The sequence below is a fragment of the Blastococcus sp. TF02A-30 genome (genome assembly GCF_003319185.1).
Classification (GTDB): domain Bacteria; phylum Actinomycetota; class Actinomycetes; order Mycobacteriales; family Geodermatophilaceae; genus Blastococcus.
In genome coordinates, this window is sequence record NZ_QOHJ01000007.1 from 18,194 (window position 1) to 33,572 (window position 15,379).

The following is a 15,379-nucleotide window of genomic DNA, read 5'->3' on the forward strand; positions in this document are numbered from 1 at the left end:
CCCTCCTCAGCCGATCCCCGGAGCGCCGGCGACGCTCTCGCCGGTCGCGCGGTAGAGCAGGTAGGCCGCCGTCTCGCGGAGGATGTAGCGGAACTGCGTCGCACGGGTCTGCACCGCGGGGCCCTGGCGGGTGGGCGAGCTGCCGGCGTCGATGCCGGCGTCCTCGGCCATCCGCTCGGCCCGCATCGCGTGCCAGGGGTCGGTCACCAGGACGGCGCTGGTCCAGCCGCGCTCGTCGAACGCCGCCGCCACGACCCGCATGCTCTCCAGCGTGTCGACCCCCTCGGGGACGGCGAGCAGCGCGTCGGCCGGGAGGCCGGCCTGGGCCAGGTAGTCGCGGCCGGCCTCGGCCTCGGTGAACGCGTCACCGGCCGCCTTGCCGCCCACGGTGACGACGACCGGTGCGACGCCGTCCTCGTACAGGTCGATCGCGTGCTCCAGCCGGGCCTCGAAGATCGACGACGGGACGCCGTTGTACTGGGCCGAGCCGAGCACGACGATCGCGTCGGAGGCCGGGTGCGCGTCCTGCCGGGCGGTCCACCAGATGGCCAGCGCGGTGGTGGCCACCAGCAGCAGCGCGGCGAGCACGCCGGCGCCCACGACCCGTGCCACCAGGCTCCGCACACGCACCCCCACGCGTCATGGGTACCACGCGCCGCCGACGGCGTGGGACGCCTGGGGACGCTGCGTCGCTCACCCCCCGGCGCGCTCGGCTCCCAGCGCCGCACGACCGGCCTCCAGCCGGGCCACCGGCACCCGGAACGGCGAGCAGGACACGTAGTCCAGGCCCACCTCGTGGAAGAAGTGCACGGAGTCCGGGTCGCCGCCGTGCTCGCCGCAGACGCCCAGCTTCAGGTCCGGACGGGCGGCGCGGCCGCCCTCGACGCCGAGCTCCACCAGCCGGCCGACGCCGTCGCGGTCGAGCGACTCGAACGGCGAGACGCCGAAGATGCCCTTGTCCAGGTACTGGTGGAAGAACGCCGACTCGACGTCGTCGCGGGAGAAGCCCCACGTCATCTGGGTGAGGTCGTTGGTGCCGAAGGAGAAGAACTCGGCCGACTGGGCGATCTCCCCCGCCGTGAGGGCCGCGCGCGGGACCTCGATCATCGTGCCGATCAGCGGGCGGACGTCGACGCCGTGCTGCTCCTGCACCTCGGTGATGACGCGGTCGGCCTCCTCACGGATGGCCTCCAGCTCCTGCACCGCGCCGACCAGCGGGATCATGATCTCCGGCCGCGGGTCGCCGCCGGCCGCCAGCCGCTCGCAGGCCGCCTCCACGATCGCCCGCACCTGCATCGCGAACAGCCCGGGCACCACCAGACCCAGCCGCACGCCGCGCAGACCCAGCATCGGGTTCTCCTCGTGCATGCGGCGGACCGCGGCCAGCAGCCGCAGCTGCCCCTCGTCGTGGTGTCCCTCCGCCTCGGCCACCGCCACGCGGACCGACAGCTCGGTCAGGTCCGGGAGGAACTCGTGCAGCGGCGGGTCGAGCAGCCGCACGGTGACCGGCAGCCCGTCCATCGCCTCGAAGATCTCCAGGAAGTCCTGCTTCTGCAGCGGCTCGAGCCCGTCGAGCGCCGCCTGCCGCTCGTCGTCGCCCTCTGCCAAGATCAGCTTCTCCACCAGCCGGCGGCGGTCGCCGAGGAACATGTGCTCGGTCCGGCACAGGCCGATCCCGCGGGCGCCGAAGCGGCGGGCGCGGGCGGCGTCCTCGGGGGTGTCGGCGTTGGTGCGCACGTCCAGCGTCCGCGTCTCGTCGGCGTGCGCGAGGATGCGGTGCACGCTGCGGACGAGGTCGTCGGCGTCGTCGGCGTCCGGGTCGATCTCGCCCTCGAAGTACCGGACCACCGAGGACGGCTCGACCGGCACCTCACCGAGCCAGACCCGGCCGGTGGACCCGTCGATCGAGATGACGTCGCCCTCCTCCACCACCGTCCCGCCGGGCGCGCTGAACCTCCGGTTCTTGGTGTCGACCTGCAGCTCCTCCGCGCCGCACACGCAGGTCTTGCCCATCCCCCGGGCGACGACGGCGGCGTGCGAGGTCTTGCCGCCGCGGCTGGTCAGCACCCCCTCGGCGGCGATCATCCCGGCCAGGTCGTCGGGGTTGGTCTCGCGCCGGACCAGCACCACCTTCTCGCCGCGGTCGGCCCACTTCACCGCCTCCTCCGCGGAGAAGACGGCTCTGCCCACCGCGGCGCCCGGTGAGGCGTTCATGCCCTGGGTCAGCTGCTGCGCGTCCCCGCCGGAGACGAACCGCGGGAACATCAGCTGGGCCAGCTGGTCGCCGGTCACCCGGCGGACCGCCTCGTCCATGTCGATGAGGCCCTCGTCGACCAGCTGTGTGGCGATCCGGAAGGCCGCGGCCGCCGTCCGCTTGCCCACGCGGGTCTGCAGCATCCAGAGCTTGTTGCGCTCGACGGTGAACTCGATGTCGCACAGGTCGCGGTAGTGCGCCTCCAGCCGGCTCATGATGCCGAGCAGCTCCTCGTAGGCGCCCTCGTCGATCTGCCGGAGGTCGGGCAGCGGCACCGTGTTGCGGATGCCCGCGACGACGTCCTCCCCCTGCGCGTTCTGCAGGTAGTCGCCGTAGACGCCCTGCTCCCCGCTCCCGGGGTCCCGGGTGAACGCCACCCCGGTGCCGGAGTCCATGCCGAGGTTGCCGAACACCATGGCGACGACGTTGACCGCGGTGCCGGCGTCGCTGGGGATGCGCTCGCGGCGGCGGTAGAGGATGGCCCGCTCCGCGTTCCACGAGTCGAAGACGGCGTTGATCGCCAGGTCCATCTGCTCGCGCGGGTCCTGCGGGAAGTCCCGGCCGGTGTGCTCCCGGACGATGGCCTCGTAGCGGCCGACGACGTCGCGCAGGTGGTCGGCGTCGAGGTCGAGGTCGGACTCGGTGCCCTGCTCGGCCTTCACCGCGTCGAGGGCGTCGTCGAACAGCTCGCCGTCGATGCCCAGCACCGTCTTGCCGAACATCTGGATCAGCCGGCGGTAGGAGTCCCAGGCGAACCGGTCGCTGCCCGACTGCCGGGCCAGGCCCTCCACGGACGCGTCGTTGAGGCCGACGTTGAGGACGGTCTCCATCATCCCGGGCATCGACGCCGCCGCGCCGGAACGCACCGACACCAGCAGGGGGTCGGCCGGGTCGCCCAGCGTCTTGCCCATCGCCCGCTCGAGCGCGGCCAGGTGCTCGCTGACCTGGGCGTCGAGCTCCTCCGGCGTGCTGCCGTGCTCCAGGTAGAAGCGGCAGGCGTCGGTGGTGATCGTGAAGCCGGGCGGGACGGGCAGCCCCAGGTTGGTCATCTCGGCGAGGTTCGCGCCCTTGCCGCCGAGCAGGTCCTTCTGGTCCTTGCTGCCCTCGCTGAAGTCGTAGACCCACTTGGTGGGCGTGCTGCCGCTCATCCCCGCACCTCCGCGCTCCGCCGACCCCCGTCCGGCGATCTTGTCGCAGCGGGACGGGCTCGGCCAGTGCGGGGCGTCAGCCGGCGAAGCCGCAGACCTTGGGGCCCTCTTCGGGGATCACGACCAGCTCGCTGGTGCCGCCGTCGGCCCAGCGCACGGTCACCCGGCGGGCGGCCTCGCCCTCATCCTCGTCGCGGACGACGGAGGTGATCTCGGCCGTGCCGCCGTCCCGCAGGTACTCCCCCGCGACGTCCTCGGGCTGCAGCCGGTCGCGCTCGGACTCGCAGAGCAGGCCGTGCGCGGTCTCGGTGTCGTCGGCGGCCAGCGCCCGGAGGAAGACGTCGGCGGCGTCGCGGGACTGGTCCTCGGCGCTGCCCTTGATCAGCGGCAGCGTGACCACCATGGCGACGGCGACGAGCACGATGCCGAGCAGGCCGAACACCACCCACCACTGCCGCTTCTGCGGCGGGGCGGTGTGCAGCGGCTCCGGGCCGTCGTCGTAGAGGAAGGGTCCCTGGGTCATCCGCCGCTCGTCTCCAGCTCTGCGCCCACCGGGGGCCGGGGGTCGTCCCGGTCGGCCAGCCAGCCCTCGGGCAGCGCGACCGGCCGCGGCGTGCTGGTGCGCCCGCGCGGAGCCCCCAGGACGGCGACCGGGTAGGGCTGGTCGGGGATACCCGCCAGCAGGTCGGCCAGCTCGTCCAGGCCGCTCACCATCGCCAGCGCGCGGCGGACGTCACCGCCCACCGAGAAGCCCTTGAGGTACCAGGCCACGTGCTTGCGGAAGTCGGTGCAGCCGTGCAGCTCGCCCTGCTCCTCGCTCAGCAGCTCGGCGTGCCGGTGCATGACCGCGGCGACCTGGCGGAAGGTGGGCAGCGCGCGCTCGGTGCGGCCGGCGAAGGCCGCCGCGAGGTCGCCGAACAGCCACGGCCGGCCCAGGCAGCCCCGGCCGATGACGACGCCGGCGCACCCGGTCTGGGCGACCATGCGCAGCGCGTCGTCGGCCTCCCAGATGTCGCCGTTGCCGAGAACGGGGATGTCGACGGCCTCCACCAGGCGGGCGATCGGCGACCAGTCGGCGGTGCCGCTGTAGAGCTGGTCGGCGGTGCGCCCGTGCAGGGTGATCGCGGCGGCGCCCTCGTCCTGGGCGATCCGGCCGGCGTCGAGGTAGGTGACGTGGTCGTCGTCGATGCCGATGCGGGTCTTGATGGTGACCGGCACGTCCTTCGCCGCGCGGACCGCCTCGCGGACGATGTTCCGCAGCAGCACGCGGTGCCACGGCAGCGCCGAGCCGCCGCCCTTGCGGGTCACCTTGGGCACCGGGCAGCCGAAGTTCAGGTCGATGTGGGCGGGCCGGGTGCCGGCGACGCCCTCGTCGACCAGCATCTCGACCGCGCGGCCCACGGTGGCCGGGTCGACGCCGTAGAGCTGGACGGAGAAGGCGTCCTTCTCGTCGGTCGTCGCGCGGATCATCCGCAGCGTCTTCTCGTTGCGCTCGACCAGCGCCCGCGTGGTGATCATCTCGCACACGTAGAGGCCGGCCCCGAACTCCCGGCACAGGGTGCGGAAGGCAGGGTTGGTGATACCGGCCATCGGCGCGAGGACGACGGCGGGGTCGACGGTGAGCGCCCCGAGCCGCAGCGGCGGCAGGGCCGTCGTCGTCGGCTCGAGCGTGGCGGTCACGGCACCCAGGGTAGGCGGCGACGCCGGTCACCCTCGCCGTGTGCCACGCGACGGTGTGCGCCGAGGCCCGGTTCCCGGCGTCGGAACCGGGCCTCGGCGCACACGCTCCGGGTCAGCAGCCGGGGAGCTTGCCGGCCAGGTAGGACTCGACCTGGTCCAGCGCCACCCGCTCCTGGCTCATCGAGTCGCGCTCGCGGATGGTCACCGCCTGGTCCTCGAGGGTGTCGAAGTCCACGGTGATGCAGAACGGCGTCCCGACCTCGTCCTGCCGGCGGTAGCGGCGGCCGATCGCGCCGGCGTCGTCGAAGTCCACGTTCCAGTTCCGCCGGAGCGCGGCGGCGAGGTCCTTGGCCTTGGGCGAGAGGTCGGCGTTGCGCGACAGCGGCAGGACGGCGGCCTTCACCGGGGCCAGCCTCGGGTCGAGCTTGAGCACCGTCCGGGTGTCGACGCCGCCCTTGGCGTTGGGCGCCTCGTCCTCGGTGTAGGCCTCGACGAGGAAGGCCATCAGCGAGCGGGTGAGGCCGGCCGCGGGCTCGATGACGTACGGCGTCCAGCGGGTGTTGGTGGCCTGGTCGAAGTAGGACAGGTCGGTGCCGGAGTGCTCGGTGTGCGTCGACAGGTCGAAGTCGGTGCGATTGGCGATGCCCTCGAGCTCACCCCACTCCGAGCCCTGGAAACCGAAGCGGTACTCGATGTCGACGGTGCGCTTCGAGTAGTGCGACAGCTTCTCCTTCGGGTGCTCGTAGTGCCGCAGGTTGTCCGGGTCGATGCCGAGGTCGGTGTACCAGCGGGTGCGCTCGTCGATCCAGTACTGGTGCCACTCCTCGTCGCTGCCCGGCTCGACGAAGAACTCCATCTCCATCTGCTCGAACTCGCGGGTGCGGAAGATGAAGTTGCCCGGCGTGATCTCGTTGCGGAACGACTTGCCGATCTGGCCGATGCCGAACGGCGGCTTCTTGCGCGCGGCGCCCATGACGTTGGCGAAGTTCACGAAGATGCCCTGCGCGGTCTCCGGGCGCAGGTAGTGCAGGCCGTTCTCGTCCTCGACCGGGCCGAGGTAGGTCTTGAGCATCATGTTGAAGTCGCGCGGCTCGGTCCACGCGCCCTTGGTGCCGCAGTTTGGGCAGGAGATGTCGGCCAAGCCGTTCTCCGGGAGGCGGCCCTTCTTCTCCTCGTAGGCCTCCTCGAGGTGGTCGGCCCGGAAGCGCTTGTGGCAGCTCTGGCACTCGGTCAGCGGGTCGGTGAAGACGCCGACGTGCCCGGAGGCCACCCACACCTGGCGCGGCAGGATCACCGAGGAGTCCAGGCCGACGATGTCGTCCCGGCTCTGGACGACGGTCCGCCACCACTGCTTCTTGATGTTCTCCTTGAGCTCGACGCCCAGCGGCCCGTAGTCCCAGGCGGAGCGGGTGCCGCCGTAGATCTCCCCGGACGGGAAGACGAAGCCCCGTCGCTTGCAGAGGTTGACGACCTTGTCGAGGCGCTGGGGATCGTGCTTGGGGGTGCTCACGCGGAGGCTCCATCCGGCTGGCGGTCGGCGGTTGACCACTAGACGTTAGTCGGCCGCGTGCACCCGCCCGTCAGTCGGGAACCGCGACCGGGCGTTCAGCGCCGTCCGGGCCGAACAGCAGCGCGAGCGACGCCCGGATCTCGGCGTGCCGCACCAGGAAGGCCCGCTCGTCCAGCCGCTTGCGCCGCAGCCACCCGGTCACCTCGTCGTTGCACTTGCTGGCGTTGCAGGAGCCGCAGGCCGGGACCACGTTGCCCAGCGTGTACCGGCCACCCCGGGAGATCGGCAGCACGCAGTCCCGCTGCAGCGGCGTCCCGCCGGCACCGCAGTACGCGCAGCCGCCCCAGGCGTGCTGGAGGGCGGCCCACTGCTCGGGGTGCAGGTCGTGCTCGACGGCGTCCATGCGGCGCTTGCGCCGGCGTGCGTACCGGGCGGTGCGGGTGCGGCTGACCACGGTCCGACCGTAGGTGCCCCGGGCCGCGCGGCGCGGGACCGCCGCGTCACTCCCGCACGTCGGCCGGCCCGGTGGACATCGGCAGCTCGGCGGCGAGCCACGCCTCCACCCCACCGTCCAGGTCGGTGGCGCGGTGCAGGCCGATCGCCCGCAGCGAGGCCGCGGCCAGGCTGGAGCTGTAGCCCTGCCGGCACAGGACGACGACCTCGAGGTCGGGGCCGGTCGCCTCCGGGATCCGGTGCGGCGACGTCGGGTCCAGCCGCCACTCGAGCACCGTGCGGTCGATGACGAGGGCCCCGGGGAACTCGCCCTGCCGGCGGCGCTGCGCCTCGGTGCGGGTGTCCACGACCAGCGCTCCGCGCGCCTGCGCCTCGACCAGCTCGGCCGGGGTCGGCCGGTGCACGCCCACGCGGCTGGCGGCCAGGACCGCGTCGATGCCCGTCCCCGTCACCGTGGTCACGCCGGCCAGCCTGCCAGCGGGCGGGTCAGTCGGCGACGTAGACGCCGGGTTCGTCGAGGGCGTGCACCCAGACCGGCGCACCGGCGATCTTCACCTCCGCCGCGGACAGCGCGCGCCGGTAGGAGCCGACGCCGTCCCAGCGGGTGAGCAGCGCCCACAGCGTCGGGTCCTCGGTCGAGCGGCCCACCTCGCCACCCAGGAAGCCCGCTCGGCCGCCCAGCGCGTCGAGCAGGGCGGCGACCGCTCCCGCCAGCTCCTCGCCGTCGTCCCCCGTCGCCCGCAGGCGGGTCACCGCGAACACCCCGTGCTCCTCTCGTCCGGCCTGCGCAGACGCTCCCACGCCCGCCTGTCACCATGGAGGCATGGCCCGGACCACCCGACAGCGCGAAGCGGTGCGCGCAGTCTTCGCCGACCTCGAGGGCTTCCACAGCGCCCAGGAGGTCCACGCCCTTCTGCGCGACGGCGGCGACTCGGTCGGGCTGTCGACGGTCTACCGCGCGGTGCAGTCGCTGGCCGACGACGGCGAGCTCGACTCGATCCGCACCGACAGCGGGGAGGCGCTCTACCGGCGCTGCAGCCCCCAGCACCACCACCACCTGGTGTGCCGCGGCTGCGGGCGCACCGTCGAGGTGGAGGGACCCGCCGTCGAGAAGTGGGCCGACCGGATCGCCGGGCAGCACGGGTTCGCCGACGTCAGCCACACGCTGGAGATCTTCGGGACCTGCGCCGACTGCCGCGCCGCGGAGACCGCAGCAGGCGGCGGCGCGCCCGGGGAGCGCACCACCGCCTGAGCCGGGGGTCAGCGGAAGTCGCAGACAGTGAGGTCGGGGCCGACGTCGACCCACAGGGGGAACACCGTGCCGTCGTCCATCTGCAGGTCGAAGACGGCGCGGTCGGTGGCCGACCCCGGCTGGTGCTCGAGGCTGGTGAACGTCCCGCTCTGGAAGCCGACCCCGTCGAGCGTCTGCTCGTAGAAGTAGGTGGCCAGCTCCCAGGCGGGGTCGCCACCCTCGGCCGCGGAGGTCGCCGCGATCCGCACGTCGGCGCAGGAGAGGTCGTAGGCGGTCTCGAAGTCGCCGGTGGCCAGCGCCTGGACCCAGGCGAACGCCACCTCCCCGGACCCCGCGTACGCCGCGCCGGCGATCGGCGCGACCGCGGTGTCCAGCGTCCCGGTCGGCAGCGACCCGAGGTCGGCCTGCTCGGCCGGCTCCTCGGTCCGGTCGGCCTCCTCGCGCACCGCGGGCTCGGACGTCGACGCGCCGGCCGCGGGGCGGGGCTCCACGTCGTCGTCCCCGGTGAGCAGCAGCGTGGCGACGACGGCGGCCCCGGCGAGCAGGACCGCGAGTCCGGCGAGCAGCCACGGCAGCAGGTTCTGCCGCTGCGGCGGGGTGGGCTCGGCGGGGGCGGCGGGCCAGCTGGGCGGCGGGCCGTAGGGCTGGGTCATGGGGGCGTCCCTCGGGTCGGTGCGCCGACCGACGTCCGGCCGACGCTGACCAGGAGAACCGGCGCGCGTCCGGGGATACCGCCTAGGCGCTGCCGAACCGCCGCTGGCGGGACGCGTACTCCTCCACCGCGGCCCACAGGTGCCGGCGGTCGAAGTCGGGCCACAGGGTGTCGAGGAAGACGAACTCGGCGTAGGCCGACTGCCACAGCAGGAAGTTGCTGGTGCGGTTCTCCCCCGAGCTGCGCACGAAGAGGTCGACGTCGGGCATGTCCGGCTCGTCGAGGAACCGGGCGACCGTCTTCTCGTCGATCTTGTCCGGGTTGAGCCGGCCGGCCGCGACCTCGCGGGCGATCGCGGCGGCGGCGTCGGCGATCTCGGCACGGCCGCCGTAGTTCACGCACATGGTGAGGGTGAGGACGTCGTTGTCCTTGGTGAGCTCCTCGGCGATCTCCAGCTCCTTGATCACCGACCGCCACAGCCGGGGACGCCGGCCGGCCCAGCGCACCCGCACGCCGAGCTCGTGCATCTCGTCGCGGCGGCGGCGGATGACGTCGCGGTTGAAGCCCATGAGGAAGCGGACCTCGTCGGGGCTGCGCCGCCAGTTCTCGGTGGAGAACGCGTAGGCGCTGATCGCCTTCACGCCGAGCTCGATGGCGCCCTCGACGCAGTCGAACAGCGAGGACTCCCCCGCCTCGTGCCCGGCGGTGCGGGGCAGGCCGCGCTGCTTGGCCCAGCGGCCGTTGCCGTCCATCACGATCGCCACGTGCGCCGGCACCTTGTCGGCCGGCAGCTGCGGCGGGCGCGCGCCGGACGGGTGCGGGTTGGGCGCCTTGACCTCGCGCTTCACGCGGGGCTCCCGGCGTGCTCGCGCTCGTCGTCGTCGAGCACGGGCGGGCGCCGGACCACGGTGCCGTCGGACCGGTCGACCAGCGGCAGCGAGCGCAGCCCGCGCTCCAGGTGCCACTGCAGCAGCGCGGCGACCAGGCCGCTGCCCTCGCGCCGGTTGGTGCCCTGGCTGGCGTCGGCCCGCGCCCAGTCGCCGGTGAGCAGTGCGTCGAGCAGCTCGAGGGTCACCGGGTTGGGCATCGCCGAGCCGGTGGGCCGGCAGGACGGGCAGACCGTGCCGCCGGCCGGCACCGAGAAGTGCCGGTGCGGACCGGCCTCGCCGCAGCGCGCGCACTCCCCCAGCGCCGGCTCCCAGCCGGCCACCGACATGGCGCGCAGCAGGAACGCGTCGAGCACCAGGCCGGGCGGGTGCGCCCGCTCGCCCAGCGCGCGCAGCGCGCCGATGACCAGCAGGAACAGCCGCAGCGACGGCTCCTTCTCCTCGGCGGTCAGCCGGTCGGCGGTCTCCAGCACGGCGGTGCCGGCGGTGTAGGCCGGGTAGTCGCTGACGATCTCCTGGCCGTAGGACCGGATGGACTCGACCTGGCTGACGATGTCGAGGTTGCGGCCGGTGTAGAGCTGCAGGTCGACGTGCGTGAACGGCTCGAGCCGGGCGCCGAACTTGCTCTTGGTGCGGCGCACGCCCTTGGCCACCGCGCGGATCTTGCCGGTGCGCCGGGTGAGCACGGTGATGATCCGGTCGGCCTCACCCAGCTTCTGGGTGCGCAGCACGATGCCCTCGTCCCGGTAGAGGGCCTTCGGGGTGTGCGCGCTCAATAGCCCAGCCTGTTCAGCTTCTTGGGGTCGTCCTGCCACTCGCCCAGCACCGTGACGTGCAGGTCGAGGTGGACGCGGGCGCCCAGCAGCTCCTCCATGCCGGCACGGGCCTCGGAGCCGATCGCCTTGATGATCGAGCCGCCCTTGCCCAGCAGCATCGGCTTCTGGCTGGCCCGCTCGCAGTGCAGCAGCGCGTGCACCTCGACCAGCTCGCGGCCCTGCTGCTTCGGGTCGGGACGGCGGTTGACCTCCTCGATGGTGACGGCGAGGGAGTGCGGCACTTCCTGGAACACCTTCTCCAGGGCCGCCTCGCGCACCAGCTCGGCCAGCTGCCGCTCGGTGTCCTCGTCGGTGGTCTGCTCCTCGGGGTAGAGCGGCGGGCCCTCCGGCAGCAGCCCGACGAGCAGGTCCTCGAGCAGCTCGACCTGGTCGCCCTTCACGGCGCTCACCGGCACCAGCTCGGCCGCCTCGACCAGCTCGCTGGCGGCGACCAGCTGCTCGGCGACCTGCTTCTTGCCCGCCGCGTCGGTCTTGGTCACGACGACGACCACCGGCGCCTTCACCTCGCGCAGCTGGCGGGCGATGAACCGGTCGCCGTTGCCGACGGGCTGGTCGGCCGGGATGCAGAAGACGACGACGTCGACGTCGGACAGCGTGTCGCGGACGACGTCGTTGAGCCGGCGGCCGAGCAGCGACTTGGGCTTGTGCAGGCCCGGGGTGTCGACCAGCACGATCTGGCCGCCCGGCCGGTGCACGACGCCGCGGATGGCGTGGCGGGTGGTCTGCGGGCGGTTGCTGACGATGCCGACCTTCTCGCCGACCATCGCGTTGGTCAGCGTGGTCTTGCCGGCGTTGGGGCGGCCCACCAGGGCGACGAAGCCGCTGCGGTGCGGCGACTGCTCGGGGCTGCTCACGGGCCCAGTCTCCCACCCGGCACCGACGTCCTCGTCCCGCTCCCGGGGTGTTCTTCGTCCTCCCGCCGTCCTGCAGCACCCGGGCAGCCGCGGAACGCCCCGGGAGCGGGTCGCGCGCCGCGGTGCCACGATGCTGGACGGGCTACTCCTGGTGGAAGGCGGCGCGGCATGACCAGCACGGGACGCGACGGAACCCCGGCGGACGAGCAGGAGGCCGGCCCGCGGCGGTCGTCCGGCCTCGCGTCGGCCATGCGGCCGGTCAACTCGGTGGTCGAGCGGTACATCCCCAGCGCGCTGGTCTTCGCCATCGTGCTGACCTTCGTGGTGGCCCTGCTCGCGCTGCTGCTCACCGACTCCGGTCCCCGCGACGTCGTGGTGGCCTGGGGCGACGGGCTGTCGGGGCTGCTGGCCTTCATCACCCAGATGGCGCTCATCCTGCTGCTGGGGCACACGCTGGCCAACACCACGCCGGTCCGCCGCCTCCTGGTCCGCCTGGGCGGGGTGCCGCGGACGACCACGGCCGCCTACGTCTACGTGTTCGTCGTCGCCGCCCTGGCCTCGATGATCACCTGGGGGCTCGGCCTGGTCGTGGGCGCCCTGCTCGCCAAGGAGGTCGCCGAGCAGGGCCGGCGCAAGGGGCTGCGGCTGCACTTCCCGCTGCTGGTCGCCGCCGGGTACTCCGGCTACGTCATCTGGCACATGGGCTACTCGGGGTCCGGTCCCCTGACCGCCGCGACCGAGGGCTCCTTCCTCGCCGAGCAGCTGGGCCGCACGATCCCGGTCTCGGAGACGACCTTCACCTGGTGGAACCTGACCGCCGCGGCGGTCACGGTCGTCGTCGTCGGCCTGGCGCTGGCCTGGGCGGCCCCGCGCGGCGCAGATCCCGTCGTCCCCCTGCCCGAGGACGCCGACTACGGCGCGCAGCCCGACGTCGACGACGAGGTGCAGACGCCCGCGGACCGGGTCGACGCCAGCCGGATCCCGACGCTGCTCACCGGGCTCCTGCTGGTGGCCTACCTCGTCCTGCACTACTGGGACGGCGGCACGGCCACCCTGGACATCGTCAACTGGACGTTCCTGGCCCTGATCCTGCTGCTGGTGCGCAACCCGTTCGAGCTGATCGCCCTGGTCAAGAACGCGGCAGCCAACGTCGGGGAGATCCTGCTCCAGTTCCCCCTGTACGCCGGGATCCTCGGCATCATGACCGCGACCGGTCTGATCGAGGTGCTCTCCGATGCCTTCGTCGACGTCGCCTCCCCGACGACGTTCGGCCTGCTGACGTTCCTCGCCGCCGGGCTGGTCAACTTCTTCGTGCCCTCCGGAGGCGGCCAGTTCGCCGTCCAGGGGCCGATCGTGCTCGACGCCGCCGAGCGGCTCGGAGTCGACCCCTCGGTCGCGATCATGGCGGTGGCCTACGGCGACCAGTGGACCAACATGGTGCAGCCCTTCTGGGCGCTGCCGGTGCTGGCCATCGCCGGGCTGAAGATGCGCGACATCCTCGGCTACACGACGGTGACGCTGGTGGCCAGCGGGCTGGTGTTCGGCAGCACGATGCTGCTGCTGGGCCTGACGGCCTGAGCGCTAGACGGTCAGGCGGAGGACGCCGTCGGGGCCGGCGAGGTGCACCGGCGCGGACGGGGTGAGCTCGCGGACGGCGGCCAGGCCCTCCTGCTCGACGGCGTCGGCGTCGGACACGATCGCCGCCGCCTCCAGCCCCTCGACGCCGCTGGACACCGCCGCGGCGACGGCGGCCTGCAGCGCGGACAGCCGCAGCGAGCGCAGGCCGACCGAGGCGGCCACGTAGGTGCGGCCGTCGGTGTCGCGGACGGCGGCACCCTCGGGGGCGCCGGTGCGGCCGCGGGCGGAGCGGGCGAGGGTGACGAGCTTGGCGTCCTCGGCGTCGAGTTCAGGCACGAGAGGATCTTCACCTTCCGGTCGGGACGGCCCTCCTTCAGGGTCCCGCCGCGAGCGTGCGAGCGGTGGGGGGAAGGAGGGTCCTCACCCTTCCACGCCGAGGACCGGCTCCTCGTCGCGGGTGCGGCCGCGCCCCTCGGCGGGCTCGCCGTCCTCGTCGGGCTCCTGCACCCGGCACACCAGCATCGTGTCGATGCGGTTGCGCCGTCCGCCGGTGCTCTCCGCGACCAGCCGCAGCCCCCCGATCTCCGCCGAGGCGCCCTCGATCGGCACCCGGCCGAGCTCGCGGGCCAGCAGCCCGCCGACGGTCTCGACGTCGTCCCCCTCCGGCAGCTCCACACCGGGGAACAGCTCGGAGAGGTCCTCCACGGGCAGCCGGGCGGTCACCCGCACCGAGCCGTCCTCGAGGGGCTCCACCTCGGGCCGCTGGAAGGCGTCGTGCTCGTCGGCGATCTCGCCCACGATCTCCTCGAGGATGTCCTCGATGGTCACCAGGCCGGCGAAGCCGCCGTACTCGTCGACCACGATCGCGATGTGGATGCGCTGCGCCTGCATGTCGCGCAGCAGCTCGTCGACCGGCTTGGACTCCGGCACGAAGGTCGGCGTCCGCATCAGCTCCTCGACCTTGGGGCCGGTGCGGTCCTGGCTGTTCTGCGACCGGCGGACGAGGTCCTTGAGGTAGACCACGCCGACGACGTCGTCCACGTTGTCGCCGATGACCGGGATCCGGCTGAAGCCGCTGCGCAGGGCCAGCGCCAGCGCCTGGCGCACGGTCTTGCCCCGCTCGATCCAGACGACGTCGGTGCGCGGCACCATGACCTCGCGGGCGATCGTGTCGCCCAGCTCGAACACCGAGTGGATCATGTTGCGCTCGCCGGACTCGACGACGCCGCGCTCCTCGGCCATGTCGACCAGCTCGCGCAGCTCGACCTCGGAGGAGAACGGGCCGTCGCGGAAGCCCCGGCCGGGCGTGATGGCGTTGCCGATCAGGATCAGCAGCGTGGAGATCGGCCCGAGCACCCGGCCGAGCAGCTTGACGATGCCGGCCGTGGCCAGGGCGACCCCGTAGGCGTGCTGCCGGCCGAGCGTCCGCGGGCCGACGCCGACCAGCACGTAGCTGACCACGGTCATCGCGCCGGCGGCGGCCAGCACGGCCTGCACCGTGCTGTCCCAGAGGTCGAAGAACAGCAGCGCGACGAGGACGGCGGCGACCATCTCGCAGGCGATGCGCAGCAGGAGGAGCAGCGCCACGTGCCGGGCCCGCTCGGAGACGACCTCCTCGAGCGCGGCGGCCCGCTTGGTGCCCTCGCGGCGCAGCTCCTCGACGCGGGCCTTGGACACCCGCTGCAGCGCCGCGTCCATCGCGCCGAACAGGCCGGCCAGCGGGACCAGGAGGATCGCGATCACCAGCAGGGTGATCGACCCGGAGCTCATCGGGGTCGCGGTTCCCGGGTCGCCGGCGCGCCGGTCACCGGCTCGCGGGGGGCGGAGCGCCACCCGTCGATGAGCTTGGACTGGAGACCGAACATCTCCTTCTCCTCGTCGGGCTCCATGTGGTCGTAGCCCAGGAGGTGCAGCACGCCGTGGGTGGCCAGCAGCACCAGCTCGTCGTCCATGGAGTGGCCGGCCGCGCGCGCCTGGCGCACCGCCACCGCCGGGCAGAGGACGACGTCGCCGAGCAGCGCGGGGCCGGGCTCGGGGTCGTCGGGGCGGGCGGTGTCGAGCTCGTCCATGGGGAAGGCCAGGACGTCGGTCGGCCCCTTCTCCCCCATCCAGCGCTCGTGCAGGCTGCTCATGTACTCGACGTCCACGCAGAGCACCGACAGCTCCGCCATCGGGTGGACCCCCATCTCGCCGAGGACGTACCGGCACACGCCGGCCAGCTCGGCCTCGTCGACGGCGATCTCGGACTCGTTGGAGACCTCGACGGGCACGGCGA

17 protein-coding genes are annotated in these 15,379 nt (G+C 73.2%); 2 read left to right on the top strand and 15 right to left on the bottom strand.

What is annotated here, in order from left to right; genetic code table 11:
* Nucleotides 1–6: 6 nt before the first annotated feature.
* The 8 genes from DQ241_RS16115 to DQ241_RS16150 form a co-directional block, all read right to left on the bottom strand.
* Nucleotides 7–612 (bottom strand): YdcF family protein, encoded by a 606-nt coding sequence (locus DQ241_RS16115; RefSeq protein WP_233492493.1) that lies wholly within the window; start codon nt 610–612, stop codon nt 7–9.
* Between the two features lie 81 nt (nt 613–693).
* Entirely contained in the window at nt 694–3,402 is a 2,709-nt protein-coding gene (ppdK, locus tag DQ241_RS16120; RefSeq protein ID WP_113831238.1) for a pyruvate, phosphate dikinase, read from the bottom strand.
* A 76-nt stretch (nt 3,403–3,478) separates the two neighbouring features.
* Entirely contained in the window at nt 3,479–3,925 is a 447-nt protein-coding gene (locus DQ241_RS20645; protein ID WP_113831239.1) for a hypothetical protein, read from the bottom strand.
* Nucleotides 3,922–5,082, bottom strand: coding sequence for a tRNA dihydrouridine synthase DusB (gene dusB / locus DQ241_RS16130; RefSeq protein WP_113831240.1), 1,161 nt, complete (start codon nt 5,080–5,082; stop codon nt 3,922–3,924). The genes DQ241_RS20645 and dusB overlap by 4 nt, the downstream gene beginning before the upstream one ends.
* 112 nt (nt 5,083–5,194) lie before the next feature.
* On the bottom strand, nt 5,195–6,592 hold the full coding sequence (locus tag DQ241_RS16135; RefSeq protein ID WP_113831241.1) for a glycine--tRNA ligase: 1,398 nt from the start codon (nt 6,590–6,592) through the stop codon (nt 5,195–5,197).
* 70 nt (nt 6,593–6,662) lie between these two features.
* On the bottom strand, nt 6,663–7,046 hold the full coding sequence (locus DQ241_RS16140) for an HNH endonuclease (protein WP_233492494.1): 384 nt from the start codon (nt 7,044–7,046) through the stop codon (nt 6,663–6,665).
* A 46-nt stretch (nt 7,047–7,092) separates the two neighbouring features.
* The gene (locus DQ241_RS16145; RefSeq protein WP_113831242.1) at nt 7,093–7,506 is read right to left on the bottom strand and encodes a rhodanese-like domain-containing protein; all 414 of its coding nucleotides are present in this window, start codon (nt 7,504–7,506) and stop codon (nt 7,093–7,095) included.
* A gap of 25 nt (nt 7,507–7,531) precedes the next feature.
* A complete protein-coding gene (locus tag DQ241_RS16150) occupies nt 7,532–7,807 on the bottom strand; it encodes an antibiotic biosynthesis monooxygenase family protein (RefSeq protein ID WP_233492495.1) in 276 nt (91 codons plus the stop codon).
* Nucleotides 7,808–7,868: 61 nt separating this feature from the next.
* On the opposite strand from DQ241_RS16150, the gene DQ241_RS16155 reads away from it, so the two are divergent.
* Nucleotides 7,869–8,297 (top strand): Fur family transcriptional regulator, encoded by a 429-nt coding sequence (locus DQ241_RS16155; protein WP_113831243.1) that lies wholly within the window; start codon nt 7,869–7,871, stop codon nt 8,295–8,297.
* Nucleotides 8,298–8,305: 8 nt separating this feature from the next.
* Here DQ241_RS16155 and DQ241_RS16160 read toward each other — a convergent pair whose 3' ends face one another.
* From DQ241_RS16160 to era, 4 genes are all read right to left on the bottom strand, one after another.
* Nucleotides 8,306–8,950 carry a hypothetical protein gene (locus DQ241_RS16160; protein WP_113831244.1) on the bottom strand — a complete coding sequence of 215 codons (645 nt, stop codon included), beginning with the start codon at nt 8,948–8,950 and terminating at the stop codon, nt 8,306–8,308.
* Nucleotides 8,951–9,032: 82 nt separating this feature from the next.
* A complete protein-coding gene (locus DQ241_RS16165) occupies nt 9,033–9,797 on the bottom strand; it encodes an isoprenyl transferase (protein WP_113831245.1) in 765 nt (254 codons plus the stop codon).
* The gene (gene recO / locus DQ241_RS16170; RefSeq protein WP_113831246.1) at nt 9,794–10,612 is read right to left on the bottom strand and encodes a DNA repair protein RecO; all 819 of its coding nucleotides are present in this window, start codon (nt 10,610–10,612) and stop codon (nt 9,794–9,796) included. The genes DQ241_RS16165 and recO overlap by 4 nt, the downstream gene beginning before the upstream one ends.
* Nucleotides 10,609–11,526, bottom strand: a complete 918-nt coding sequence (gene era, locus DQ241_RS16175; RefSeq protein WP_113831247.1) for a GTPase Era — start codon at nt 11,524–11,526, stop codon at nt 10,609–10,611. The genes recO and era overlap by 4 nt, the downstream gene beginning before the upstream one ends.
* A gap of 168 nt (nt 11,527–11,694) precedes the next feature.
* On the opposite strand from era, the gene DQ241_RS16180 reads away from it, so the two are divergent.
* Nucleotides 11,695–13,104: a short-chain fatty acid transporter gene (locus DQ241_RS16180; protein ID WP_233492496.1), complete on the top strand. Its 1,410-nt coding sequence runs from the start codon at nt 11,695–11,697 to the stop codon at nt 13,102–13,104.
* A 3-nt stretch (nt 13,105–13,107) separates the two neighbouring features.
* Here the strand turns inward: DQ241_RS16180 and DQ241_RS16185 are convergent, their stop codons facing one another.
* The 3 genes from DQ241_RS16185 to ybeY form a co-directional block, all read right to left on the bottom strand.
* Nucleotides 13,108–13,440, bottom strand: coding sequence for a cytidine deaminase (locus DQ241_RS16185; RefSeq protein WP_113831248.1), 333 nt, complete (start codon nt 13,438–13,440; stop codon nt 13,108–13,110).
* Between the two features lie 84 nt (nt 13,441–13,524).
* The gene (locus tag DQ241_RS16190) at nt 13,525–14,874 is read right to left on the bottom strand and encodes a hemolysin family protein (protein ID WP_113831439.1); all 1,350 of its coding nucleotides are present in this window, start codon (nt 14,872–14,874) and stop codon (nt 13,525–13,527) included.
* Nucleotides 14,871–15,374: an rRNA maturation RNase YbeY gene (gene ybeY, locus DQ241_RS16195; protein ID WP_113831249.1), complete on the bottom strand. Its 504-nt coding sequence runs from the start codon at nt 15,372–15,374 to the stop codon at nt 14,871–14,873. The genes DQ241_RS16190 and ybeY overlap by 4 nt, the downstream gene beginning before the upstream one ends.
* Nucleotides 15,375–15,379: the final 5 nt, after the last annotated feature.